This is a genomic window from Glycomyces luteolus (genome assembly GCF_027622875.1).
Lineage (GTDB): Bacteria > Actinomycetota > Actinomycetes > Mycobacteriales > Micromonosporaceae > Glycomyces > Glycomyces luteolus.
On sequence record NZ_JAPZVP010000014.1, the window covers coordinates 39,854 to 63,669 of the forward strand.

Annotated in this window: 20 protein-coding genes and 3 pseudogenes; 10 read left to right on the forward strand and 13 right to left on the reverse strand. The window is 68.5% G+C overall.

Annotated features, from left to right (window positions below):
- Positions 1-16 precede the first annotated feature (16 nt).
- From O1R50_RS17295 to O1R50_RS17310, 5 genes and pseudogenes are all read left to right on the forward strand, one after another.
- Positions 17-377 (forward strand): annotated as a pseudogene (locus tag O1R50_RS17295) (D-alanine--(R)-lactate ligase); the annotation flags it as partial.
- Positions 367-975, forward strand: a complete 609-nt coding sequence (gene vanX / locus O1R50_RS17300; RefSeq protein ID WP_270111384.1) for a D-Ala-D-Ala dipeptidase VanX — start codon at positions 367-369, stop codon at positions 973-975. The pseudogene O1R50_RS17295 and the gene vanX, both read left to right, overlap by 11 nt.
- Positions 976-989: 14 nt before the next feature.
- Positions 990-1,109: pseudogene (locus O1R50_RS26405) on the forward strand (peptidase M15); the annotation flags it as partial.
- Positions 1,110-1,213: 104 nt separating this feature from the next.
- The gene (locus O1R50_RS17305) at positions 1,214-1,396 is read left to right on the forward strand and encodes an OmpL47-type beta-barrel domain-containing protein (protein ID WP_270111385.1); all 183 of its coding nucleotides are present in this window, start codon (positions 1,214-1,216) and stop codon (positions 1,394-1,396) included.
- Between the two features lie 28 nt (positions 1,397-1,424).
- On the forward strand, positions 1,425-2,246 hold the full coding sequence (locus tag O1R50_RS17310) for a phosphotransferase enzyme family protein (protein ID WP_270111386.1): 822 nt from the start codon (positions 1,425-1,427) through the stop codon (positions 2,244-2,246).
- Positions 2,247-3,818: 1,572 nt separating this feature from the next.
- Here O1R50_RS17310 and O1R50_RS17315 read toward each other — a convergent pair.
- Entirely contained in the window at positions 3,819-4,520 is a 702-nt protein-coding gene (locus tag O1R50_RS17315) for a GDSL-type esterase/lipase family protein (RefSeq protein ID WP_270111388.1), read from the reverse strand.
- Between the two features lie 2 nt (positions 4,521-4,522).
- A pseudogene (locus O1R50_RS17320) lies at positions 4,523-4,765 on the reverse strand (ABC transporter permease); the annotation flags it as partial.
- A gap of 93 nt (positions 4,766-4,858) precedes the next feature.
- Between O1R50_RS17320 and O1R50_RS17325 the strand changes: the two are divergent.
- From O1R50_RS17325 to O1R50_RS17335, 3 genes are all read left to right on the forward strand, one after another.
- Positions 4,859-5,221, forward strand: a complete 363-nt coding sequence (locus tag O1R50_RS17325) for a DUF2089 domain-containing protein (RefSeq protein ID WP_408612734.1) — start codon at positions 4,859-4,861, stop codon at positions 5,219-5,221.
- A 270-nt stretch (positions 5,222-5,491) separates the two neighbouring features.
- A complete protein-coding gene (locus O1R50_RS17330; RefSeq protein ID WP_270111391.1) occupies positions 5,492-5,908 on the forward strand; it encodes an SHOCT-like domain-containing protein in 417 nt (138 codons plus the stop codon).
- 139 nt (positions 5,909-6,047) lie between these two features.
- Positions 6,048-7,055, forward strand: a complete 1,008-nt coding sequence (locus O1R50_RS17335; RefSeq protein WP_270111392.1) for a DUF389 domain-containing protein — start codon at positions 6,048-6,050, stop codon at positions 7,053-7,055.
- Here O1R50_RS17335 and O1R50_RS17340 read toward each other — a convergent pair.
- Positions 7,025-8,455, reverse strand: a complete 1,431-nt coding sequence (locus O1R50_RS17340; protein WP_270111394.1) for a TrkH family potassium uptake protein — start codon at positions 8,453-8,455, stop codon at positions 7,025-7,027. The two genes, O1R50_RS17335 and O1R50_RS17340, sit on opposite strands and share 31 nt — an antisense overlap.
- A 251-nt stretch (positions 8,456-8,706) precedes the next feature.
- Here O1R50_RS17340 and O1R50_RS17345 point away from each other — a divergent pair, with 251 nt between their 5' ends.
- Positions 8,707-11,577, forward strand: a complete 2,871-nt coding sequence (locus tag O1R50_RS17345; protein ID WP_270111395.1) for an AfsR/SARP family transcriptional regulator — start codon at positions 8,707-8,709, stop codon at positions 11,575-11,577.
- Positions 11,578-11,637: 60 nt separating this feature from the next.
- Here O1R50_RS17345 and O1R50_RS17350 read toward each other — a convergent pair whose 3' ends face one another.
- The 9 genes from O1R50_RS17350 to O1R50_RS17390 all read right to left on the reverse strand — a co-directional run bounded on the left by O1R50_RS17350 (position 11,638) and on the right by O1R50_RS17390 (position 21,132).
- Entirely contained in the window at positions 11,638-12,417 is a 780-nt protein-coding gene (locus O1R50_RS17350) for a hypothetical protein (protein ID WP_270111396.1), read from the reverse strand.
- Positions 12,418-12,426: 9 nt separating this feature from the next.
- On the reverse strand, positions 12,427-13,080 hold the full coding sequence (locus tag O1R50_RS17355) for a hypothetical protein (protein ID WP_270111397.1): 654 nt from the start codon (positions 13,078-13,080) through the stop codon (positions 12,427-12,429).
- Positions 13,081-13,352: 272 nt separating this feature from the next.
- A complete protein-coding gene (locus tag O1R50_RS17360; protein WP_270111398.1) occupies positions 13,353-14,885 on the reverse strand; it encodes a glycoside hydrolase family 32 protein in 1,533 nt (510 codons plus the stop codon).
- A gap of 153 nt (positions 14,886-15,038) precedes the next feature.
- Positions 15,039-15,953, reverse strand: coding sequence for a carbohydrate kinase family protein (locus O1R50_RS17365; RefSeq protein ID WP_270111399.1), 915 nt, complete (start codon positions 15,951-15,953; stop codon positions 15,039-15,041).
- Positions 15,950-16,906, reverse strand: coding sequence for a glycoside hydrolase family protein (locus O1R50_RS17370; RefSeq protein ID WP_270111400.1), 957 nt, complete (start codon positions 16,904-16,906; stop codon positions 15,950-15,952). Before O1R50_RS17370 ends, O1R50_RS17365 begins: the two co-directional genes overlap by 4 nt.
- 28 nt (positions 16,907-16,934) lie before the next feature.
- Entirely contained in the window at positions 16,935-17,822 is an 888-nt protein-coding gene (locus tag O1R50_RS17375) for a carbohydrate ABC transporter permease (protein WP_270111401.1), read from the reverse strand.
- Complete coding sequence (locus O1R50_RS17380; RefSeq protein WP_270111402.1) at positions 17,819-18,796, reverse strand: carbohydrate ABC transporter permease; 978 nt, start codon at positions 18,794-18,796, stop codon at positions 17,819-17,821. Before O1R50_RS17380 ends, O1R50_RS17375 begins: the two co-directional genes overlap by 4 nt.
- Before the next feature lie 2 nt (positions 18,797-18,798).
- A complete protein-coding gene (locus tag O1R50_RS17385; RefSeq protein ID WP_270111403.1) occupies positions 18,799-20,079 on the reverse strand; it encodes an extracellular solute-binding protein in 1,281 nt (426 codons plus the stop codon).
- A 33-nt stretch (positions 20,080-20,112) separates the two neighbouring features.
- Positions 20,113-21,132 (reverse strand): LacI family DNA-binding transcriptional regulator, encoded by a 1,020-nt coding sequence (locus O1R50_RS17390; RefSeq protein ID WP_270111404.1) that lies wholly within the window; start codon positions 21,130-21,132, stop codon positions 20,113-20,115.
- Positions 21,133-21,343: 211 nt separating this feature from the next.
- On the opposite strand from O1R50_RS17390, the gene O1R50_RS17395 reads away from it, so the two are divergent.
- A complete protein-coding gene (locus tag O1R50_RS17395) occupies positions 21,344-22,900 on the forward strand; it encodes a phytoene desaturase family protein (RefSeq protein WP_270111405.1) in 1,557 nt (518 codons plus the stop codon).
- A gap of 49 nt (positions 22,901-22,949) precedes the next feature.
- Here O1R50_RS17395 and O1R50_RS17400 read toward each other — a convergent pair whose 3' ends face one another.
- Positions 22,950-23,669: a FadR/GntR family transcriptional regulator gene (locus O1R50_RS17400; protein ID WP_270111406.1), complete on the reverse strand. Its 720-nt coding sequence runs from the start codon at positions 23,667-23,669 to the stop codon at positions 22,950-22,952.
- Positions 23,670-23,816: the final 147 nt, after the last annotated feature.

Here is a 23,816-nt window from a genome sequence, read left to right on the forward strand (position 1 = left end):
GCCGGACCAGACAAGGGAGGTGGACCGGGTCGCACTCTCCCACGGCTTCTTCAGGATCCACCAGGAGGACGCGCCCCAGTCCGGTTCCGAGAACTCCACGTTCATCGTCCCCGCCGACATCCCCGCCGAGTCGCGGGCGCTCGTCCAGGAGACGGCGGAGGCGATCTACCGCGCCCTCGGCTGTCGGGCGCCTCTCGCGGGTGGACCTGTTCCTCAAGGAGGACGGCACCGTTGTCCTCAACGAGGTCAACACCATGCCCGGCTTGACCTCCTACAGCCGCTATCCGAGAATGATGGCGGCCTCGGGACTGCCGCTCGCTGAGGTGCTCGACCGGATGATCGCACTGGCACTGGAGGGAACGGCCGTTGCGCGATGACTTCGCCTACGTGGACGACCTGGCGCCCGGCATACGCTGGGACGCGAAGTACGCCACCGCCGACAACTTCACCGGCGCCCCCGTCGACGGCTACCTGACCGACCGCGTCATCGGCACGCGAGCCCTGTGCGCCGCTCTGCTTGAGGCGCAGGGCAAAGCGGAGGCCGTTGGCCTCGGCCTGCTCCTCTGGGACGCCTACCGGCCGCAGCGCGCCGTCGACCACTTCCTGCGCTGGGCGGCGATGCCGGAGGACGGCCGCACGAAGGCGAGCCACTACCCGAACATCGAGCGTTCCGAGATGGTCGCGAAACACTACGTGGCACCGAAATCAGGTCACAGCCGAGGGAGCACCGTCGACCTGACGCTCTGCCGTCCCGACACCGGCGCACCCCTCCCCATGGGTGGCCACCACGACCTGATGGACCCGGTTTCACACCACGGGGCGAAGGGACTCACGCGCGGCGAGGCCGCGAACCGGATGCTTCTCCGATCCATCATGGAGGACTGCGGGTTCGCCGCGTACCAATGGGAGTGGTGGCACTACACGCTGAAGCACGAGCCCTTCCCGGACACGTACTTCGACTTTCCCGTCGCCTAGGAGGCCGACCGTAGGGCCTCTGCCAGATCTACGCCAACGAGCCCTGGCACTACGAACTGCGCCCCGAAGCGATCGAACACGGCCGCCCGCCCTTGTACGCCAACCCTTCCGAGGACCCGCGCAGGCGGCGCTGACCAGCTGGTCACCGAGATCCAAGGCACCGGAGCCTACCTCCTCCGACGCCGACACGACCGCACCCGAGCTCGCCTACGCCTGGACCTCGCCCGCCAAGACCCGATTGGCGTTCGCGGCCACCGGCGAAGGCTCCGGTGCCGCCGCGATCCAATACCGGGTCAACGGCGGCGAATGGAAAACGTACTCGAACCCGATCCGGTTCCGCCCGTACGATGTCGTCGAGGCCCGCGCGACCGACCACGCGGGCAACACCTCCGACGTGCTCACCGTGCAGCGGAGGCGATAGACCGCAGAGGAAGAGGGGTTCGGCGACGATGGAGGCAACAGCGCTCGAGCGGGCGGTGGCCGCGGCCAAGTCGGTCGCCGGGTCCCTCGGACTTCATGCCGACGACGCGATCGTCCTGAACAACTCCAACAAACTCGCGCTGCGGCTCTTGCCAAGCGACGCGATGGCCAGGGTTGCGCCGATTGCCGAACAGGTCTCCCAGTTCGAAATCGACCTCGCCCAGAACCTCGCGGCGTCCGGCAGTCCCGTGGCGGCACTCGATCCGCGAGTGCCGCCGGTCGTCCACCAACGCGACGGATTCACGGTGACACTGTGGACCTACTACGAGGGCAGAGGAACGGTCGCCCCTGCGGACTACGCCGAAGCGCTTGAACGACTGCATATCGGCATGCGCGATGTCCGGATCGCCGCACCCCACTTCATTGACCGCGTCAACGAAGCGCGGCAGATCCTGTCTGACCGCGAATGCAGCCCGGCACTCCCCGAGCCGGACCGGGAACTGCTCGCCGACACCCTGCGCAACCTGGGGCGGGAAGTTGCCGAACGCGGCAAGGACCAACTGCTGCACGGCGAACCGCACCCGGGGAACCTGCTCGCCACGAATCACGGGCCGCTGTTCATCGACTTCGAGACCTGCTGCAGAGGTCCCATCGAATTCGACCTCGCCCACGCTCCGGAACCTGTCGCCGACCACTACCCGGGCGTCGACCACGACCTGTTGCGCCAGTCCCGAATCCTGATGCTCGCCATGATCATCGCCTGGCGCTGGGACCCCGGAGACCAGTTCCCCAACGGCCGCAGGCTGGCTGAGGAATGGACGGCCCAGATGAAGAAGCTGCTCAATGAATAGACCGGGGCCGGCCTTATTTACTCGTTAGCTTCAAGCGGGCAGCGACGGAGTGGCGAGAGGTTGCTCGGGGTGGCTGGCCGGGGGCCGGGTCACCTTCGGGCCGACTTCAAACGGGCGGTGATGGAGGGACGGGAGTTCGCCTGGGGCCGCCGGTCGGGGCCGGGTTGTCTTTGGCGTGCGGTTCAGGCGGGCAGCGATGGAGGGGTGGGCGTTCGCTCGGGGTGGCTAGCCGGGGCCGGGTTGTTTTCGGCACACGGTTCAGGCGGGCAGCGATGGAGGGGTGAGCGGTTGCTCGGGGGTGCGTCGCCGGGGTGGGGCCGGTCGCCGCCACCCGGCAGGCGATGCGGGCCGGGCGGGGCCGGTTGCCGCTACCGGCCGGGCCGGGCGGATTCGTGCCGGTGCCGAAGCGACCGGGTGAGTCCGGCTCGAAGCCGCAGCGACGGTGGTGGACGGCGGAGCGACAAAGCGGGAGGCGATGCGGGAGCCGTCAGCGGCGGGCGTCGCCTCGGTCGCGGCTGCGGTGCGGGCCGTGCGCATGGTCGTGGTCGTCATGTCCTTCTCGCCTCCTTCCCGCTGCTCCTCGCGCTTCCCGCGCCTCGGCCTCCCTGGCCTAGGCTTCCGATTCAGGCTTCGGCTTTCGCCTGAGCCTTCGATCAGCGGCCCTGACCTTCCTTCGCAGGCACCAGCCGCCAGACCCCTGCCGCCGAGACATTTCGGGGCACCGGCCTCCAAGCCTTTGCCCCTCTTGCATTTCAGGGCACTGGCCTCTGAGCCTTTGCCCCTCTTGCACATCGGGGCGCTGGCCTCCAGACCCTCACTCCCACTTGCAGATCGGGGGCCGCTGGCCTCTGCTTCCTTGGCCCTTGGCTCCTGATCGTCTGATCGGGCCTGGACCTGCCGGCAGGCACCGTTCAAGCGCCTGCCGCTGTCCGTCCCGGGTCTCGCCCCGGTCCGGGGGGTGCATGCCGTGTCCCTGTCCCTGCCAGGACAGTTCAACAGCTCATCGCAAAGGGCCGTGGCCAAGTGACGCCGGAGCTCCTCATGGCTCCGACACCGATCTCAACGTCCGTGCAATGCAGGCATATGGCCAGAGGCTTATGTCGTAGTCTGCTTACCACCATATCGTTCACCTACACGGATTCCGTATCCCTGTACGTACTCTCAATTATCCCCACTACAGACCCCGCCGTCATCACCCACACGCAGGGAAAACCCTCACATTCGGCGCCCCGGCCGTGCCCCCAGTTCCACCAGAGCCCCTGCACCCCAACGCATGTCAACCCGCCACCGACGAACCAACCCCGCCCGTCCACCTCCTCGTCGCTGCCCGCTCTAACCGCCAGTGAAACGGGACCGGGGCCCCTAAAGACGTCGGTGATCGGGTTAGAACTGGTGGGGATGAACGCTGCCAGCGCCCCCTCTCAAGAGCGTTCAGGCAGTGATCGCCGATGGGGAGGGCCGTCCACAGTGCTCGCGAGCACCATCCCGTCGTCGCGGTGTGCTACGCCGACAGGGCCTTCCGCGACCCGGCCTTCGAGGTCCGAAGGCCGGGCCAGCGGATGCGCTACATGTTCACATGCGGACCATCTCGAGCCCGGCGGGTACGGCGTCGGTGCCGTCGCCGTCGAGCGCGCGGAGTGCTTCGGCCACGTATCGGGCGACGGCGGCGGCTCCGGCGGTCGTGTAGTGGGTGTTGTCCTTCTTGAGGTCGGCGCTGACGTCGATGCCGCGCGCGGCGGCGGCGCCGTGGACGAAGAGCGCGGCGGACTCGTCCTGGCCGAGCCAGGTGTAGAGCCAGCGGGTGAAGGCGTTGAGGTCGATGACGGGGACGTCGAGTTCGTGCCCGAGGCGGCGGACCTCGGCCGGGTAGGGGCCGTGCGAGTACCGCAGTGTCCCTTCGGGGGTGAACATGCGGCGCTCGACGCTGGTGGTGAGGACGGGTCTGGAGCCCGCACTGCGGACCTCTTCGATGAAGGCGGTGAGGCGTTCGCGGTAGCCGCCTTCGGCCGCGAGCTCGTCGGGTTCCTTCTGGTCGTTGTGGCCGAAGCCGAAGACGACGGTGTCGCCCGCCTGGAGATCGTCGATGATGAGCTTCCAGTTGCCCTGCTCGCGGAAGGTCTTCGTGGTGGCGCCGCCGAAGGCGCGGTTGCTTACCGGCTCTTGGAGGAACGCGGCGAGTTCGTCCCCCCAGCCGAGGAGCGGCAGGTCGGCGTGGCCGGAGGTGGCGCCGCCGTCGGTGGGGGCGACGGTGGAGTCGCCTGCGAGGTGGATCATGGTCAGCCTTTCACGCTTCCGATGGGCATGCCTGTTGCGAAGTGCTTCTGGAGGAACGGATACGCCAGGAACACCGGGATCGTAGCGATGATGACGACGGCGGACTTGATGCCCTGGGCGGGCGGCGGGACGTCCGAGTTGAGTTCGTCGGCCGAGAGGGAAGCCGCGGCGGTGACCTGGCGCAGGATCATGCCGGTGTCGCTGAGGTAGAGCAGCGGCGAGAGGTAGTCGTTCCAGATGCCGACGACATTCCCAAGCTCAACCTTAAGAAAATTAATCTCTGACTCTTGAAAATTAAGATTCTCGCGAGTACAACTTGAAATATGGCAGATGAGGCAATGGACTGGCAGGAACTCACGAACCTGACCCGCGGCCGCCCGTTCACCGTCGAACGCGTACGGCTCGACGACAGCGGCGTCGCGATCGAGGGCGCGTTCGAGCTCCCGCAGCTCGCTCAGCTCAGCGTCGAGGACCAGGTCTTCGTCACCGCGTTCGTGCGGTGCCACGGCTCGATCAAGGAGATGGAGCGGACCTTCGGCGTCAGCTACCCCACCATCAAATCGCGTCTCAACCGGATCACCCAGGCCCTCGACTTCATCGAGACCGACCCGGCGCCCTCCCGCGCCGACGTCATCGACCGCCTCCGCCGCGGCGAGATCACCGCCGAGCAAGCACTATCCGAACTGGAGGGACCGGCGTGATGCCCCAACTCGTCACCGTCCGCCTCGAACGCCCCGGCCACCGCACCATCAGACTCTGGATCCCCGTGCTCCTCGTAGCGATCGTGTTCTCGCCGATCCTGCTCCTGGCACTCATCGGCGGCGTCATCGCCTGCCTGATCTTCGACATGAAAGTGCTACCCACCATCGCCGGCGTCTGGCGCGTCATCTCCGCGCTCCCCGGCGCCCGCTTCGACATCGAGCAGGGCCGCAACGCCGTGCTCGTGACCATCCGCTTAGAGAGGAACCGCAATGAACGAACAGCGCAAAGCCATCCTGGACATGCTGGCCGCAGGCACCATCACCGTGGACGAGGCCGAGCGGCTGCTCGCCGCCATCGAGCCCGGCGAGCCCGCGCCGAGCACCCCCGGCCGACCCAAAGGCAAAGCCAAGTACCTGCGCCTGGTCGTGGAATACGTCGAGAACGGCGAACCCGGGCGCGTCAACATCCGCACCCCCATCGCGCTCCTGCGCGCCGGAGTCCGGCTCTCGGCCCTCGTCCCGGCGCAGGCGCTCGAGAAGGCCAACGCCGAGATGGCCAAATCCGGCGTGCCCTTCGACCTGACACAGCTCAAGCCCGACGAGCTCGAGGAGTTCGTGAACCACCTCGACGAGGTGATCGTGGACATCGACAGCTCCGATGCCCAGGTCCGCATCTTCAGCGAGTAGACGCATGTGGCGGCTTCGCGTGGCGGCGAACCTGATGCGGGCCCGGTGGCGGTCCGCCGCCTGGAAGTACCGGGCCAGATGGGCCCGGCGGGCCTGACCGGCCCTGCCGGGCTGGCAGGAGTGGGGGAGAATTCCCCTCGTGTTGCATGTCCGCGTCATCAGCCCCGCCGCCCGCACCGATGAGGTCCTCCGCCTCGTCGCCGACTGCCCGGCAGCCGTCAACGTGATCAAACTGCCCGGCGCCGCCTACGACCCCGAAGGCGACGTCGTCGAATTCGACGTCGCGAGAGAAGGCGCCAACTCGGTCCTCGCCGACCTGCGCGCCCTCGGCCTCAAGGACACCGGCGGCATCAGCGTCGAGCAGATCGACCTCTCGATCTCCTCCGCCGCCGAGACCGCCCAGCACGCCGCCCCCGGCGAATCCGAGGACGCCGTCGTCTGGGAGGAACTCGCCGCGCGCACCGCCGCCGAGACGCGGATGACCTGGTCCTACTTCGCGTTCCTGGCGCTGGCGGTCCAGATCGCCGCGATCGGCACGCTCCTGGACCAGCCCATCCTCATCGTCGGCGCGATGGTCCTCGGCCCGGACTTCGGGCCGGTCGCCGCCATGTGCTTCGGTGTGCTGCAACGCAACCTGCGCCTCATCGGCGCCGCCAGCCGCACCCTCGCCCTCGGCTTCGCCGTGGCCATCGCCATCACCCTGGCCTGCGCGGCCGCGAGCCGCCTCCTGGGCTGGATCGAACCGACGATGCTCGACGACCGCCCGCTCACCAGCTTCATCATCCACCCCGACCGCTGGTCCTTCGTGGTGGCCGTGCTCGCGGGCGTCGCGGGCATCCTCTCCATGACCGCCCGCAAATCCTCCACGCTCGTCGGCGTCTTCATCTCCGTCACGACCGTGCCCGCGGCCGGGAACATCGCCGTCGCGATCGCCCTCGCGCACTGGGACGAGGTCGGCGCCTCGCTCGTGCAGCTCGGCGTCAACCTCGCGGGCATGCTCCTCGCCGGGATCGCGACCCTCTTCATCCAGCGCGTCATGTGGGCCCGCGTTGGAAAGCGCGGCGGCGAGCACGGCATCGCCCCGTGCTCACCTGAAGTGGACCGGGACGCGGCCGGTCAGCCCACGAGCGGGCGGGTCTCGGGGTAGCGGTAGAGGCGCTTGCGGGTGGCCATCGCCAGCGAGGTCGCGAACAGGACCGGGCCGATGCGCCCGCCGTACATGACGATGGCCAGCAGCCACTTCGACGGATCGCCCAGGTCGTAGGTGATGCCGGTGGACTGGCCCACTGTGGCGGCCGCCGATACCACCTCGAACATGATGGGCGCCAGCATGATGTCCGGCTCGAAGCGCTGCATGAGCATGACGGCGACGACATTGAGGGCGAGGTACACCAGGGCCACGGTGAGCGCCTCGCGGACCACCGGCATCGGGAGGCTGCGGCGGAACGCCGACGCGTCCCGCTCGCCGCGGATCTCGGCCCAGATCACCAGCATCAGCATGAAGAACGTGGTGACCTTGATGCCCCCGGCGGTCGAGGCCGAACCGCCGCCGATGAACATGAGCACCATCGACACCAGCAGCGAGTCGTCGTTCAACTGGCCCACGTCGATCGAGTTGAAGCCGCTCGTGCGCAGCACCGCCGACTGGAAGAACGCGGGCAGGAACCGCTCGTGCCAGGCGAACTGGCCGAACGTGCCCGGGTTCGACCACTCCAGGGCCAGCAGGACGAGCCAGCCGCCGAAGAGGAGGACGGCCGTGCCCGCCAGGGTCATCTTGGTGTGGAGCGACCAGGTCAGCTGGCTCCGGCGGCGCAAGAGCTCGTAGACCACCGGGATGCCGAGGCCGCCGAGCACCGTGCCGAACGCGAGCGGCAGGCTGATCCACGGATCGGTCGCGAAGCCGATGATCGAATCGCTGTAGAGGGCGAATCCCGCGTTGTTGAACGCGGCGACGCTGTGGAACACGCCGTGCCAGGTCGCTTCGCCCGCACCGAGGTCGTACGCGAAATGGAACCGCAGGGCCAGGATCGCGGCGAACGTGCCCTCGACCACCAGCGTGAACAGCATGGCGAAACGGAGCACGCTCCTGACGTCGCCGAGGCTGATCGACGGGTGCAGTTCGGCCTGCGTCATCAGCTTCGACCGCAGGCGGAGCTTGCGGCTCACGAGCATGCCGAGGAACGCCGCGGTCGTCATGATGCCCAGGCCGCCGAGTTGCATGCAGCCGAGGATGACCGCTTCGCCGAACCCGGACCAGTGCGTCGGGGTGTCGACGGTGACCAGGCCGGTGACGGCGATCGCCGAGGTGGCGGTGAACAGCGCGTCGACGAACCGGGTGCTGCCGGGATCGGCCTGCGCGACCGGCAGCATCAGCAGTCCGGTGGCGGCGAGGATCCCCGCGGCGAAAGCGACTGGGACGATGCGGACGGGCTGCCGGATGAAGCCGTCGAGTATGGCGCGCAGGACGGTTTGCAGGACTCGGCCTTCCTGTGGTCTGGAGTTCGCGGCACCGGACCGGCCCGCGGAAGCAGGATAACCTCGCGGCATGCCGAGCGAACGCGACACGACACCGCGTACCAGGAGGACTTGCCGAGCTCACGGGTATACCCAATCCGAATCTTGACGATTTCTTTACGCCCGAGTCAGCTCGTCGGCCCCTTCGTCTGCGGCAGCGCCAGCACCATCGTCAGACCGCCGCCGGGGGTCGCTCGCTTCCTTGCAACCAGAATGTTCCGCACGGCGTATGACCTCTGAGTGAACAGCTTGCTCTGCTCGCATCCACACCGCAGGGAGTCGACTTGTCCGCCAACGCGCAGGAATTTCGGGTGCTGGGATCGCTGCAGCTGGCGGTGAACGGTCGGGCGGCGGCCTTGGACGCCGCAAAACCGCGGACGCTGCTGGCGCTCTTCCTGCTGAACCTGAACCGGCCGGTCGGCCAGGACTGGCTGATCGATCAGCTGTGGGGCGAGCACCCGCCCAAGACCGCCGACGCGACCCTGAGATCCTATGTGTACCAACTGCGGAAGCGCCTGCGCGGCGACGAGGGCGGCCCGGTGCTTCGCGGCCGTAACAAGGGCTATGTGCTGGAGGCCGCAGACGAGGCCGTGGACGCGCACCGGTTCGAGGTGATTGCCGCCAAAGGCCGACAGGCGTTGCAGGGCAATCGGCCGGGCGAAGGGGGCGCCATGCTCCGGGAAGGGCTCGGACTCTGGCGCGGTGCCGCCTCGTTCGCCGACATCGATGCCCCGGCCGTGCGAGACAAGGCCAGGTTGCTCGACGAGCTGCGGCTGGAGGTCCTTGAGCGGTGTCTCGCCGCAGAGCTGGAATCGGGCATGCCGACGACCACCATTGCCGAATTGGAAGCGCTCACAGTGGCGCATCCGCTGCGCGAAGGCCTGTGGCGCTTGCTCATGCTCGGTCTGTACCGTGCCGGACGGCAGGCCGAGGCGCTCTCGGCGCATCAGCGCCTGTACCGCCTGCTCGACGCGGAGCTGGGCATCAAGCCCTCACCGCCGCTCGAGGAGCTGCACCAGCAGATCCTGCGGTACGACCCCCGACTGCGGCTCGCTGTCCCGGATCGCGACCCGGCCGGAGGAGGCGTCGTCTCGCGGCCGACGGTACCGAGGCAGCTGCCGTCCTCGGCCGCCCACTTCACCGGCAGAGTAGCACAGCTGTCCGCATTGGACAGACTGCTTGCCGCTCCGGCCGAGTCGACCGGCGCGGCCACGGCCGCGGTCATCACCGGCGCCGCCGGGATCGGGAAGACCGCCCTCGCGGTCCACTGGGCGCACCGGGTCGCCGACCGGTTCCCCGACGGGCAGCTGTACGTCAACCTGCGCGGCTTCGATCCGGTCGGGCAGCCCGTGACGCCGGGCGAGGCCGTCCGGGGCTTCCTCGAAGCACTGCACACACCGCCGAACCAGATATCGAGCGATCTGGACGCCCAGGCCGCTCTGTACCGCAGTCTGCTGGCCGACAAGCGGGTGCTCGTAGTCCTCGACAACGCCCGCGACTTCGACCAGGTCCGTCCGCTCCTGCCCGGCACCGCTTCGGACCTGGTACTGGTCACCAGTCGCAACTCCATTTCCGGGCTGATCGCTCACGGTGCCCGGCCGATCGCCCTGGTGGGCCTCGACCCCGAGGAGGCCGCGCGGTTCCTGGAGCGCCGCATCCAGGACGGGCGGACGGCCGCCGAACCCGAGGCCGCCGAACGGATCGCCGAAGCGTGCGAAGGACTTCCCCTCGCACTGGCCATTGTGGCTGCCCGAGCCGCGACCCGGCCGGACTTCTCGCTGACGTCCCTCGCAGCGGCGCTGCACGATGCGCGCGACCGCCTCGACGTGCTCGCCGATCCCGACCCCGCGATCGATCTCCGCACCGTCTTCTCCTGGTCGTATCAGGCCCTCACTGCCGACGCGGCCCGATTGTTCCGGCTCCTCAGCACGCATCCAGGACCGGACATCACACAGGCGGCGGCCGCGGCCGTCGCAGGGACCACCGCGTCTGCCGGGAGTCGGCTGCTCGTCGAACTGACCCGCGGCAACCTCCTCACCGAACCGACTCCCGGACGGTTCGCCTTCCACGACCTCCTGCGCGCGTACTCCGCCGAGCTCGCCGACGCCGTCGACACGTGCAGCGACAGAAAGGAGGCGACGCGTCGACTGCTCGACTTCTACCTCCACACCGCCCACGCCGCCAGTCGACTGGTCGACCCGAACCGCGATCCGATCCGACTCTCCACTGCGCCCTCTGGGGTTCCGCCTGTCCGGCTCGCCGACGGGAGAGCCGCGATGGTGTGGTTCGCCTCCGAGGGGGCGGCGCTGACAGCGGCCGTCCATCATGCGGCCGAGCACGGCTTCGACACGCACTGCTGGCAATTGGCCTACACCCTCAGGGACCACCTCGACCGCGGGCCTTGGGAGGACCAGACCGCCGTCTGGCAGACCGCCATGAAGGCCGCCCGAACGCTCGGCGACTCCGACGCCGAGGCCCGCCTCAGCCGTCTGCTCGCCGAGGCGTACAGCCAGCTGGGCCGAACGGAGGACGCCCGTGCGCTCCTCGACCGCTCGCTCGCCCTGTGCCGACACTCGAACGACCGTGTCAGTGAAGCCCACGCCCATCTCATGCACGGTCGACTTTGGACAAGGCAGGGTCGGAACGCCGAGGCGCTTGAAAGCGCGCAACGCGCGCTCGACCTGTACCGGGCGACAGGACATCGCGTCGGCCAAGCCAACGCGCTCAACGGGATCGGGTGGGCCCACTCCCAGTCCGGAGACCACCGGAAGGCGTTGGCCTACTGCGAAGAAGCCGTGGCACTCCTAGAGGCGATCGGGGACCGCCACGGCCAGGCCGCCGCACTGGACAGCCTCGGCTACACCCACCACTGCCTAGGCAGGCAATCCGAAGCGATCGCCTTCTATCAGCGCGCCCTCGCCCTGTACCGAGACCTCGGCCATAGCCAAGGCGAGGCGACCACCTTCGTCAACCTGGCCGATGCCCAGCACGCGAACGGCGATTCCGCAGCGGCTCGGCGAACTTGGCGGCGCGCCTTGGCCATCCTCGAGCACGTCGGCCATGCCGACGCGGAGAAGGTCAGGGCCAAACTCGGTGCGCTGCATCCGCCCGGATCGAGTGGGACGGACGAGGACTCGCAGCCGGTGAAAGCCTGAAGCCGCGGAGAGCGGCGGGGACCGTTCACGGCCCCCGCCGCTCTCTGGTCGAGCGGATCCCTACACGCAGGAGGTCTCGGCGTCCATGGTCGTCATCTCGGCCTGTGCCGCGGTGTCCGGCACCGCGCTGTTCAGCGCGCTGACGAGCGCGTCGGCGGTTTCACCGGCCAGGAGTTCCTCGACGCCCTGGTCGACCTCGTCCTCGGCAGCGGTGGCGAAGGCCGCGGCGTCCTGCACCGTGCCTTCGGACTCGCCGTTGCCGATCGTGCCGCCGTCGTAAGGGATCTCCGAGCCCTCACCGAGGCCGCGCCACTGGGCCCGGGTGTACTCGCCGTCTTCGTCGCAGACGGCCTTCTCCCAGCGGATGGCCATGACGTACTGGTGGCCGACCTCGATCCGGGGAAGGTCGATGAGCGCCATCTCGACCGTATTGGTGGTGTCGCCATCTGCGAAGTACCAGCCGAGGCCCGAGTACTCCCAGGTGGCGGGGGCCGCTTGTGCGGCCCCTTCCCTCGACCACAGAACGTCCTCGACCGTGAGCGAGACGATGCGGCCGATGATGCCCTCGCCGCGTTCGAGTTCCTCCGCGGTCGGCGCGATGGCCTGCTCTTCCACGGCCTCGACGACGACGACATGGTCGGCATAGGTGACCCAGTCGGCGGCCGTCACGCTCGGAAGGTGGTCACCGCCCTGTCCCAGCATCACCTCCGGCTGGGATTCGGCGGCCCCTTGCGTGGAGGAGCCCCCTGCGGGCGCGGCGATGGCCGCGACGATGATGCCGGTGACGGAGGCGGCCGCGATGATGCCGGCGGCCGCTGCTATACGGGTGCGGATGCTCATGGACCCTCCTCAGTAAGTGGCGTTGATGTTCTCGATGTTGTTCGCTTGGAGTCCTTCGTCGGCATCGGTCGGTTTCTCCATGCACCCGAGCTTCTCGTCGGTGTTGCTCTTCCTCGGCGACGCGTCCTGGCCGTGAGTCAGACCGACGGCGTGACCGGTCTCATGGCAGGTGAGGCCCTGCCTGTAGTGCCCGCCGCCGCGGATGCGGATGTACTGCTGGTCGCATTTGAGCGTCGTGGCGGCGTTGTTGCAGAAGGTCGCGCCGTCGGCGGTCGAGGACAGGCCCACAGCGCTCTCCTCGTAGACGATGTCGGTCTCGGCGCTGCCGGAGAACGAGGGGGTCGAGTCGTAGGTGACGGAGAGGTCGGTCGGCTCGTAGATGTTGTTCATGACATTGTGGACGACAGTGCGGTCGCCGGATTCGAGCATGTTGCTGCCGCCGCTGTCCATGTAGTACGTGAGGTCCGAGTTGTCGGTCTGGCAGAAGCCCGGCCCGCTGGGGCCGCTGATGCTGAAGCACCCCACCGTCAAGTACTGCGTGGGGTACATGTTGTCGGTGTAGGCCGCCCAGGCGACTCCCGCCGTCACCGCGACGGTCGTGAAGGTGACGACGGAAATGCATATGGCTCTGAGGCTCAGGCGTTTCGCAGAAGTTCTTGGCATAGGGGGTTTTCCCTTCCTGGCCGATCGGGTGGAGTCGCGCACCGCCGCTCGGGCCGAGCGGCGACTTGCGGTGCTGCCGTGCGGAGAGGAACCAGTCTTACGCGGCGGCGTGGAGCCATTGTGGTGGGAAAGTGGTGCGGGCAGCGCCCGATCGCAGCCCCCGGACCGGCGCTGACTTCAATAGCGCGAACGCCAGGGGAGCAACGCCACCGGGAGCGGCCATCCGTGCGATGGCCGCTCCCGGTCCAGGGTCGAGCCGCGAGCCCGCCAGCTCAGATCTGGCGGTACTCGGTAATGGTGACGTCGTTGAACACCGCCGGGCCGCCGTCCGTGAACAGGGCCAGGCGGTCGTCCCCCGGCCGGGCGTACACGAGGCTCGAGTGCACGTAGCGGCCATCGTCCACGAAGACTTCCACGGACAGGTTGTCGACCAGGATCCGCAGCGTCGCCTCCTTCCGCGCGGCGTCGAACGGCGTGCGGCTCTCCATCCACCGGCCCGTCGGGTCCGGGTTCCCCGTGTAGGCCCTATTGAGGTACGCAAAGCCACCGGCGAGGTAGACGCCCGCGTCGGCGTGGCGCGAGCCGTCCGCCGACAACCGCAGCTGCATCCCGATGTTGTCGAGCTGGTTCCAGGCGACCCTGGTCCGGACCTCGTAGGCGCGGCCGCGATAGTCGAGCGGCGTGATGCCGTCGACCGCGACGTCGCCGAGGCTCACCGTCCGCGCGGCCCGGTCGGCGAGCGTGCGGACCGGCGTCGAGAGCAGCACCGGTTCCGTTGGGCTGTACCAGTGCAGGGCGATCTCCCGCACGATCGAGTCGATGCCGTTGAACCCGTCGGCCCCCCACGAAGGGGTGTCGCCGAAGTAGTCCCAGTGGTTCATCCATCCGATGGCGTAACGGGTCCTCGGGTCGATCCGGCCGCCCGTGCGCCGCTCCCAGGTGACCGCTCCGTACCAGTCCCAGCCGTGGTCCAGCCACTTCGGGTCCGGGTGGTCAGGGACGAACGTGGTGCCGTTCCATTCGCCCGTCCAGTACGCGTAGGTCGCGGGCCCGCCGGAGCCCTTGGCGTTGGCGCTGGCGCCCAGCACCCAGCGGCCGGGACCGGTGGAGGATTCGAGCCAGAACAGGTCGGGGCATTCGAGGACCCCGATGCCCTGCTTGATGAAGCCTTCGGTGTACGCCCAGCTCTTCAGGTCCGTGGAGCGGTAGAACCCGATCTTGTCGTTCTCGGCGAGGGCCATCACCCACTGCGAGTGCTGCGCGTCCCAGATGACTTTCGGGTCGCGGAAGTCGACGACGCCGGGGTTCGGCAGCACGGCCGGCTCATGGCGGCCGAAGGTGCGGCCGCCGTCGGTGGAGTAGAAGAGGAACTGCGCCTGGCGGTGCGGGGCCGTCGCGAACCGGTCCTCCTGGGTGGCGAGGGCGATGATCGCTCCCGCGCCGAATCCGGCGGTGTCCGCCTCGTCGACCACGAGGCAGCCGGACCAGATCGAGCCGTTCGGGTTCGTCTCCTTCGGAATGGCGGTGCCGAGGTCGGTGAAGGCGACATTGTCGTGTGAGGCGGCGATCCGCCAAGAGGTGCCGGTGCCGGGAGTCGGGTAGTCCTTGTTGTAGAGGTAGTAGTAGTAGGTCTTGCCGTCCACGTAGATCGGCCGCTGCGGATCGTTCTTCCAATGGTCGGGGACGGAGAAGTGATAGACGGGCCGATAGGTCTCGTCTTGCGCCCAAGCGGGGCTTCCCATCAGGCTCACCGTGCCGCCGAGGGCGGCGGCGCGCAGGAGGTTCCTTCTTGAGGTTCGCAGCATCGTCGCTCCAAACTCGTGCACTGAAATCGGACTTGACTTCCAAGATCGTATTTGGTTAAACGTAGTTAAATCCATCGATATTAGAGGTTAATATCGGTTAATTCGAAATGGCCGAACCGCTCATGCGGATCGACCATTTCGAATGGTTGGAAGTCACAATTCCGATCGGTACGGCGGGTTCGCCCCCGCCCTCGAGCAGGTGATGGCCGCGACCTTCGCCGCGAATCCGACGGCGTCCCGGGCTTCGTCGGCCGTCAAGCCTTCCAAACCCTCCGGTCGCAGGCGGCCGTTGCGGTCGAGCCAGTCCAGGAGCGCGCCGCTGAAGGAGTCTCCCGCGCCGACCGTGTCGACCATGTCGACCGGCGCGGCGGGCACCGCGAAGGACTCGCCGCCGACCCAGACCTGCGCTCCCTCGCCGCCTCGCGTGATCACGACCAGCTTGCGGCCCTTCGCGATCCACTCAGCGGCGAGATCCGCCGGGTCGGTCCCGGGCCAGATCCACTCCAGATCCTCGTCGGAGACCTTCACGATCGCGGCGAACTCGAGCCAGCGCTTCAGCCGTTCCCGATAGGCCTCGCGGTCGTCGAGGAGCGCCGGGCGCACGTTCGGGTCGAGGCTGATCGTGGTGTCGGCGCTGAGGTCGGCGAGCCACTGCTCGACCACCGTGCTGCCGGGGTCGAGGGCGAGCGCGAGCGACCCGGCGTGGACCGCGTCCAGTCCCGGACTGCGCGGCAGTTCGGCGGACCGCCACTGCCAATCGGCGGTGCCGTCGACGTGGAAGGCGTAGCTCGCCGAGCCGCCCGCGTCGACCGAGACGATGGCGAGGCTCGTGGGCTCGTCCGCGTCGACGATCCAACGCGGATCGACCTCCGATTCGGCCAGGTGCGACCGCAGCAGCTCCCCGAACGCGTCTCCGGAGACCCGCCCCAGGAAGGCCACTTCGGAGCCCAAGCGCCCCAAGGTCACCGCCACGTTCATCGGGCTGCCGCCCGGGTGCGCGACCGGATGCCCGGCGTCCTCATGCTCGACCTTCAAGTCGATCAGGGCCTCACCGATCACGCCGATCACGCGCGAACCAGCCTCTCCCCGTCCCAGCGGACGGGGATGGGGTCCACGAGTTCGCCCACGAACTCGCCGTCCTCGAGGTTGCGGAAGCCGATGATGACCGTCTGCCCGTCCACATCATGCAGTCGTGCGGCGTACAGGCTCTCGTGCTCGAACGGGCGGGCCTTGGCGATGTCGAAGACGACGCCGTCCAGTCCGCCCAGCGGATCGTCGACGGGCACGACGTAGTTGTCGCCCGTCTCGTCCAGCGCCCGGCGCGCATCGGCCGCTTCGCCTTTGCCGCAGCAGAAGAGCAGCAGCCACTGGCCGTCCACCTGGTGCAGCTGCGTGACTTCGATCTGCCCGAAGCCGAGCGCGTCCGGCCGGCTCAGCGGCGGCAGCACCTCCCAGGTCTCCAGGTCCGCCGAGCGCGCGTGCCCGACGACGCCGCGTTCGCGAGTCGCCTCGGGTCCCTCGGTTCTCGCGGTGAACAGCATGTGCCACGAGTCCTCGGCCCGGAACACCCATGGGTCGCGGCAGGCCTCGTCGAACCAGTCCGACTCGGGGGAGAACCGCTCGTAGAAGCGCGGATCGGCCTCGACTTGCGGGCCCGGTTCGCGGTGCCAGACCAGCAGGTCGTCAGAGACGGCCGAGCCGATCCGCTGGATGTTCCCGCCCTCGGCCCGGGAGACGCCGGTGTAGAACATGCGCCACCGGCCCGAGTCCTCGCGCACGATCGAGCCGGTCCAGGTGGCCTGGTCGTCCCAGGCGGGGGCGTCGGCGAAGACCAGTGCGTCCGGCAGCAGCGTCCAGTCCTTCAGGTTCGCGGAGACGGCGTGCCCGATGGAGGCGCGGTGGTGGCGGCGGCCCTCTTCCTGCAGCGCCCGGGAGGCGCGCAGGAAGAACACGTGGTGTCGGCCTTCTGGGTCGGTCGCGTACCAGGAGTCCCAGACCCAGTGGTCGGCGAGCTTGAGCATGAGTGTCCTTACTAGTGGGTGGGGGAGTTCAGTCCTTCATGCCCGCTGAGGCGATGGACTGGATGAACGCGCGCTGGAAGACGAGGAACACGATCACCATCGGCACGGTGATCATGGTGATGTAGGCCATCACTTCGCCCCAGGCGGTGTCGAGCTGGAAGAAGTACTGGACGCCGACCATGACGGGGCGCAGTTCTTCGCTCTGCACGGTCATGAGCGGCCACAGGTAGGCGTTCCAGGTGGCGGGGGAGGTGACCACGGTGAGGATCGCGACCGTGGCGAACACGGGTTTGGAGAGGGGCACGATGATGCGCCAGTAGGTGCGCAGCCATCCGGCCCCGTCGATCGCGGCTGCCTCTTCAAGTCCCTTGGGGAGGCTCGTGAAGTACTGGGCGAACAGGAAGATCGAGAACGCGTTCACGATGAACGGGATGATCTGCACCCGGTAGGTGTTGAGCCACCCGAACTCCAGCACCGGGGTGAGGCCGTCGAAGCCGACCCACGGCAGGTTCGCCACGAGATACACCATCGGCACGATGGTGGTGTCGAACGGCAGGATCAAGGTGGCGATGATGAGCCCGAACACCAGGCCGCGGCCCTTCCAGCGCATCCGGGCCAGCGCGTAGCCGCACATGGAGTTCACGATCAGGCCGAACGCGGTGACCATGAAGGTCACGAACAGGGTGTTCCCGAGGAAGCGCCAGAACGGGACCCGGTCGAACACGGCCGCGTAGTTCGCGAGCGAGAGGTCCCCGACGGGCAGGAACGCCTTGAGCGAGTTCATGTCGGCGAAGATCTGGTGGTCGGTTTTGAGGCTCGCGGCCACCATGAACACGATGGGGAAGAGGAAGAAGGCCGCGAGCACGGTCATCGGAACGTAGGTCCACCCTCGGCGGGCGGCGGTGGCGGCGTTCATGAGTCCTTGTCCCTCGTCAGGCGGCGCTGGACGAGCGCCAGGGTCAGCACGATGCAGAAGAAGACCAGTGAGAGCGCGGCGCCGTAGCCCATCTGCTGCTGTTGGAATCCCTTCTGGACGATCTGCAGCACGATGGTGCTGGTCGATCCCACGGGCCCTCCGCCGGTCATGATGTTGACCTGCACGAACAGGCTCATCGCGGCGATCGTGATGGTGATGAGCACGAACACGAAGGTGGGTTTGAGGAGCGGCAGCGTGAGGTGCCAGAACCGCTGCCATGGAGTGGTGCCGTCGAGCGCTCCGGCCTCGTAGACCTCTTCGGGGATGGTCTGGAGCCCGGCGAGCCAGATGATCATGTGGAATCCGACGCCCTGCCACACGCTCATGACCACGATGGCGCCCAGGGCGGTCGACGGGTTCGCGAGCCAGGCCTGCCCGGCCCACGCCCCGCCGGTGAGCATCGACAGCGCCGAGTTCACGAGGCCGTCCTCCTGGTAGAGGAAGCGCCACAGGAGGCTGACGACCACCATGGAGGTGATGACCGGCAGAAAGAACACGGTGCGGAAGAAGTTGCGCCCGGCGAGCTTCTGGTTGACCAGGAGCGCCAGAACCAGCCCGAGCCCGCCTTGCAGCGGGACCACGATGCACGCGAACAGCAGCGTGTTCAGCAGTGAGCGGTGGAACGTGGCGTCCTCGGTGAAGGCTCGGCGGAAGTTCTCGAGGCCGATGAACTCGGGCGGGGTCGGCGAGATGAGCCTGGCGTTGGTGAACGCCAGGACCAGCGACACGACGGCCGGGCCGATGACGAACACGAGGAGCAGCACGATCCCGGGCACCGCGAAGGCGGTGCCCGCGCGCTGCTCGGCGCGGGAGTGGCTGCGGCGCTTGGTCTTCGGCGGCGGGGCCGCCGCCGTGACGGCGGCCCCTTCGACGGTGGACGAGTCCGGCTCCCGGCTCGCGAGCTTGGCGCCCATGGCTAGAACCCGTACCCGGAGTTCGCGTCGATGTCGGCGTCGATCTCGGCGACGGCCGCGTCCAGGGCGGTCTGGACGTCGCCGCCGTGGATGATGTCGCCGGTGTACTGGCCGAACACCGAGGCGATGACGGTGTACGCGGGGGTCTCGGGGCGGAGGGTCGCGTAGGCCTTGGAGTAGTCGACCATCATGCGCAGCTTGCCGTCGGTGCCGTAGTGCTCGGTGAGCTCGGCGGCCGCGTCGGTGGCGGGGATGAGGCCGGTCTGGTTGGCGTACTCGGCCACGTACTCGTCCGAGAGCGCGGTCTCCAGCCAGGAGTTGGCCCCGGCCTTGTCGGCCGTGGCGGTGACGGCCCACTGCCAGGAGCCGCCGCCGATCTTGGGGCCGTTGCCGAAGTCCGGCGGCGGGAGGAACAGCATGTCGTCGTAGAGGTCGATGGCGGGCAGTGCGCCCCAGTTGCCGTGGAAGGCCATGGCGGCCTTGCCCTGCATGAAGTCCTCGGCGCCGCCGGGGGAGTCGGGGTTGGCGAGTTTCGCGGTGAACAGGCCTTGGAACCACTGGCCCCAGGCCAGCGCCTCCGGCCCGTTCAGCACGCCGTCGGACTTCAGGTAGCTCGAGCGGTCGATGAGGTCGCCGCCGAAGCTCTGCAGGAAGGGCGAGAAGGCGTACGGGTACCACTCGCCGGTGTCGGCGGTGGAGAAGTCGATCGCGTACTCGTATCCGGCCTTGCCCGTGACGGCCTCGAGGGCGTCGTCGAATTCCTCACGGGTCCAAGGGGATTCGATGGTGGGGATCCGGACGCCGGCGGTCTCGAGCACGGACTGGCGGGCGAAGACGGAGCACGCGGCCTCCCAGTGGCCGACGGCGTAGAGCTGGTCCTGGAAGATCCCGAGTGTCGAGGGGAGGAACTTCCCGGTGATCTCCTCGGGCAGGTCGAGCGGTTGGAGGTGTCCGGCCCAGGCCCAGTTCGGGACGTTCGGTCCGTCCACGGTGAGCAGATCGGGGAGGTCGCCCGAGAGAGCGGCCGCGTTCACGCTGTCGTTGTAGACGTCCTGCGGGAACGGCTCCAGCGCGGCCTTGACCGCGTCCTGGCTTCCGTTGAAGGCCTTGATGATGTCCTCGGTGACCGCGATCTCGAGCGGACTGCCGGCGTTGTGGCTCCAGAGGACCAGTTCACCGTCCGAGGAGCCGGAGCCGGCGGTGGTGCACGCGGCCAGCGCGGGCCCGGCGAGGGCCGCACCGCCTGAGGCGGCGGCGAGTTTGATGAGGTGGCGTCGTTGCATGGTGCTCACTCCAATGTGATTCGGGCAGAAGGGCTATCGGGGCTTGGCGACTGACTGCCGCCGTGCCACCGGGCAGGGCATGAGGTGCTGCACGGGCGCGGCCTCGGGGTCGTCGAGGCGGCGCAGCAGCTCCACGACCGCCCAGCGCCCCATGTCGTAGTGGGGGAGGGCGGCCGAGGTGAGCCCGGGATGCAGTGCCGGTGCGATGAGCTCCTGGTCGTCGTAGGAGACGACCGACAGGTCATTGGGGATGGACAGGCCGAGTTCGGCGGCGGCGCGGTAGACGCCCATGGCCATCCGGTCGTTGAAGCAGAAGACGGCGGTGGGCCGGTCGGGCCGCGCGAGGAGTTCGAGCGCGCCTTCGTAGCCGAGCTGCGTGGTGGCGCTCTCGACCTCCACGAGCAGCGGTTCGGGGTCGATGCCGCAGTCGCGCAACCGATCACGCCAGGTCTCGAGCCGCACCGCGCGGGCCTGGACCTCTTCGCGGGTGGTGATGTGGCCGATCCGCACGTGACCGGCGCCGGTCAGCTCGGCGAGGACGCCGAGGGTCCCGCCGCGCTCGTCGGGCACCACTGAGGAGGCGGAGCCGTCCGCAGTCCTGGCGTCGAGCAGTACGCAAGGGGTGGAACCGATCGAGTCCGGCACCTCGACCACCTGGTGGTACATGGTCGCAAGGAGGATGCCGTCGATCTGGCGCTCCTGGAGGGCCCCGATCGCCTCCTCGGTCTCTGCCGGGTCGCCCGAGGTGTCGACCATGAGCAGCAGGAAACCCGCTTCGCGGGCCGCGTCGTGGGCGCCGCGGATCATCTGGCCCGCGAACGGCGTGGTCGCCACGTCGTCGCCGACGAACCCGATCATCTGGGTCCGCCTGGTCCGCAGCCCCCGCGCCACCGTGTTCGGCCGGTACCCCAGCTCGGCGGCGGCGGCGCGCACCCGCTCACGCGTCTCGGGTCCGATCCGGCGGCCCCCGGTGTCGTTGAGCGCCATCGAAGCCGTGGCAGTGGAGACACCCGCCGCCTTCGCGACATCGGCCAATCGGGGCTGCTTGGTCACCGTTGACTTCCCTTCATCGGTTAATCGATTAACCACTTTGCCAAGACGCATCCGCGAGAAATTGTTAATCGATTAACGGAGAATCTACGACCGGCCGGAAACAACCCGGCCACGCCCAGGTCACGGTTCGGCAACGACGCGACCGGCCGCCCGCCGACCCGTGGGCTGAGCTTCACGGCTCCGGCCCGGCCCGGGCGTGTTAGGAATGGGCATGCCTCTGCACAAGTCGTATGACGCCGTGATCGTGGGCGGCGGGCACAATGGACTGGTCTCCGCCGCGTATCTCGCTCAGGCGGGGAAGCGCGTCCTCGTGCTCGAACGCCTGGGGCACACCGGAGGGGCCGCGATCTCCGCACCGGCGTTCCCCGGTGTGGACGCCCGGCTCTCGCGGTACTCGTACCTGGTGAGCCTGCTGCCGCGCCGGATCGTGGACGACCTCGGCCTGCGGTTCGAAGTGCGCAAGCGGAGCGTCTCCTCGTACACGCCGACCGAACGCGGCGGCCGCCCGACCGGACTGCTCGTCACGCGCGATGCGGACAAGACCAGGGAGTCCTTCGCACGGCTCACCGGATCCGACCGCGAGTTCGAGGCCTGGAAGGACTTCTACGCGAAGGCCGCGCACGTCGCCGAGCGCGTGTTCCCGACCCTCACCGAGCCGCTGCCCACAGAGGAGGAACTGCGGGAGCGCGTCGGCGACGACCGGATCTGGGGCATGTTCTTCCAGCAGCCCCTCGGCGAGACGATCGAGCAGACCTTCGCCGACGACCTCGTACGCGGCGTCGTGCTCACCGACGGGCTCATCGGCACCTTCACCTCCGCATGGGCCGAGGACCTGCGCCAGAACCGGTGCTTCCTCTACCACGTGATCGGCGGCGGCACCGGCGACTGGGACGTGCCCGTGGGCGGCATGGGCGCCTTCACCGACGCGCTCGCCGACGCGGCGAAGGCGGCGGGCGCGGAGATCCTCACCGGCCATGAGGTCGCGAAGGTGGCGACGGACGGCACGCGCGCCGAGGTGTCCTACGCGAACGAGCAGGGGACCGGCACGGTCGAGGCCCGGCACGTGCTGGTGAACGCCTCGCCCGAGGCGCTGGCGGACCTGCTCGGCCGGGAGCGCCCGGAACCCGCCGAGGGGGCGCAGCTCAAGGTCAACATGCTCCTCAAGCGGCTGCCGAGGCTGCGCGACACCGAAGTCGACCCGCGCGAGGCCTTCGCCGGGACCTTCCACGTCGCCGAGTCCTTCGAGCAGCTCGAATCCGCGTACACCGAGGCGGTCTCAGGGCGGTTCCCGTCGCAGCCGCCCTCCGAGATCTACTGCCATTCGCTCTCGGACTCCTCGATCCTCGGGGACGAGCTGGCGCGGCAGGGCTACCAGACCCTGACGCTCTTCGGATTGCACACGCCCGCAAGGCTTTTCGACGGGAGCGGGGACGAGAAGTCCCGTCTGCTCGAGGCCACCGTCGCGCAGCTCGACCGGTACCTGGACGAGCCGCTGGCCGACTGCCTCGCGATGGACGGCGACGGGGCGCCGTGCATCGAGGCGAAGACCCCCGTCGACCTCGAACGCGACCTCCGGCTGCCGGGCGGCAACATCTTCCACCGCGACCTGTCGTGGCCGTTCCGCACCGGCGAGCCGGCGGGCCGGTGGGGCGTGGAGACCGAGCACGCCAACGTCTTCCTGTGCGGGGCCGGGGCGGTGCGCGGCGGCGGCGTGAGCGGGATTCCGGGACGAAACGCGGCCATGGCGGTCCTCGAAGCCCGGCCGTAGTCGGCCCGGCAGACGGGAGGGCGGTCCGCAGCCGTGGTCACCGCGGCCGTCAGGCTTCGATCGGCGGCTCTTCCTCGTCCTCGCCGGGCAGGAACGGCAGCGAGTCCTCGACTCCCAGCAGGTGGTTGGCCATGCGGATGCGCGCGTTCTCGGGCTCGTGGAAGTACAGGGCCCGCCAGATCGCGTAGTGCTCGCCGTGGGTGCGCCGGTCGATGCCCTCCTCGCGGAGGCTGCGCCACAGCCGCGCCCGCACGGTCCGGCTCGCGAAGGCCTCGATCATGCCGGTGAGCACGGAGTTGCCGGTGTGCGCGGCGATGATGCGGTGGAAGGCGATGTCGATCTCGATGATCCGGTCATGGTCTTCCGGCGTCTTGTCGAGGATCCGCCCCGCCTCTTCCAGCAGTACCCGTGCCTCTTCGAGCGCTTCGTCGGTGATCCTGGAGGCGGCCAGCCGGGCCGCCTCGCTCTCGAGCAGCCGCCGGATGGCGTGCACTTCCCGGGCCTGGCCGTCCCCCTGGAGGTCGACTACGAAGCCCATCGGCGCGAGCAGCTGCGCGACGTCGAGCTCGGTGACGTAGGTGCCGTCGCCCTGCCGCGAGTTGAGGATGCCGAGGATCGAGAGGGCTCGGACGCCTTCGCGGAGCGAGCCGCGGGAGACGCCGAGCGTCTCGGCGAGCTCCTTCTCCACCGGCAGGCGCTCGCCGGGACGCAGCTCGCCGTTGAGGATCATGTGTTTGATGCCGTTGACGACATCGTCCGTGCGGGACATGGATGCAAGTATCACCGAGTCGCGCGCGAACCGCAAGAATCATCGGATCTCTCTTGTCACAACCGCTTTAATTGCGACGGCATGACAAGGAGGCCTTCCGTTCCGGGCGCAGTGTGCAGTCTGCATTGCCCGGGCCGGAAGGCCCCC

What these genes read in the sequence shown, in the direction of transcription:
- O1R50_RS17310 (WP_270111386.1), top strand. Translation starts at nt 1,425, where the DNA reads ATGGAGGCAACAGCGCTCGAGCGGGCGGTGGCCGCGGCCAAGTCGGTC.
- O1R50_RS17315 (WP_270111388.1), bottom strand. Translation starts at nt 4,520, where the DNA reads ATGATCCACCTCGCAGGCGACTCCACCGTCGCCCCCACCGACGGCGGC.
- O1R50_RS17325 (WP_408612734.1), top strand. Translation starts at nt 4,859, where the DNA reads ATGGACTGGCAGGAACTCACGAACCTGACCCGCGGCCGCCCGTTCACC.
- O1R50_RS17330 (WP_270111391.1), top strand. Translation starts at nt 5,492, where the DNA reads ATGAACGAACAGCGCAAAGCCATCCTGGACATGCTGGCCGCAGGCACC.
- O1R50_RS17340 (WP_270111394.1), bottom strand. Translation starts at nt 8,455, where the DNA reads ATGCCGCGAGGTTATCCTGCTTCCGCGGGCCGGTCCGGTGCCGCGAAC.
- O1R50_RS17350 (WP_270111396.1), bottom strand. Translation starts at nt 12,417, where the DNA reads ATGAGCATCCGCACCCGTATAGCAGCGGCCGCCGGCATCATCGCGGCC.
- O1R50_RS17355 (WP_270111397.1), bottom strand. Translation starts at nt 13,080, where the DNA reads ATGCCAAGAACTTCTGCGAAACGCCTGAGCCTCAGAGCCATATGCATT.
- O1R50_RS17360 (WP_270111398.1), bottom strand. Translation starts at nt 14,885, where the DNA reads ATGCTGCGAACCTCAAGAAGGAACCTCCTGCGCGCCGCCGCCCTCGGC.
- O1R50_RS17370 (WP_270111400.1), bottom strand. Translation starts at nt 16,906, where the DNA reads ATGCTCAAGCTCGCCGACCACTGGGTCTGGGACTCCTGGTACGCGACC.
- O1R50_RS17375 (WP_270111401.1), bottom strand. Translation starts at nt 17,822, where the DNA reads ATGAACGCCGCCACCGCCGCCCGCCGAGGGTGGACCTACGTTCCGATG.
- O1R50_RS17380 (WP_270111402.1), bottom strand. Translation starts at nt 18,796, where the DNA reads ATGGGCGCCAAGCTCGCGAGCCGGGAGCCGGACTCGTCCACCGTCGAA.
- O1R50_RS17385 (WP_270111403.1), bottom strand. Translation starts at nt 20,079, where the DNA reads ATGCAACGACGCCACCTCATCAAACTCGCCGCCGCCTCAGGCGGTGCG.
- O1R50_RS17395 (WP_270111405.1), top strand. Translation starts at nt 21,344, where the DNA reads ATGCCTCTGCACAAGTCGTATGACGCCGTGATCGTGGGCGGCGGGCAC.
- O1R50_RS17400 (WP_270111406.1), bottom strand. Translation starts at nt 23,669, where the DNA reads ATGTCCCGCACGGACGATGTCGTCAACGGCATCAAACACATGATCCTC.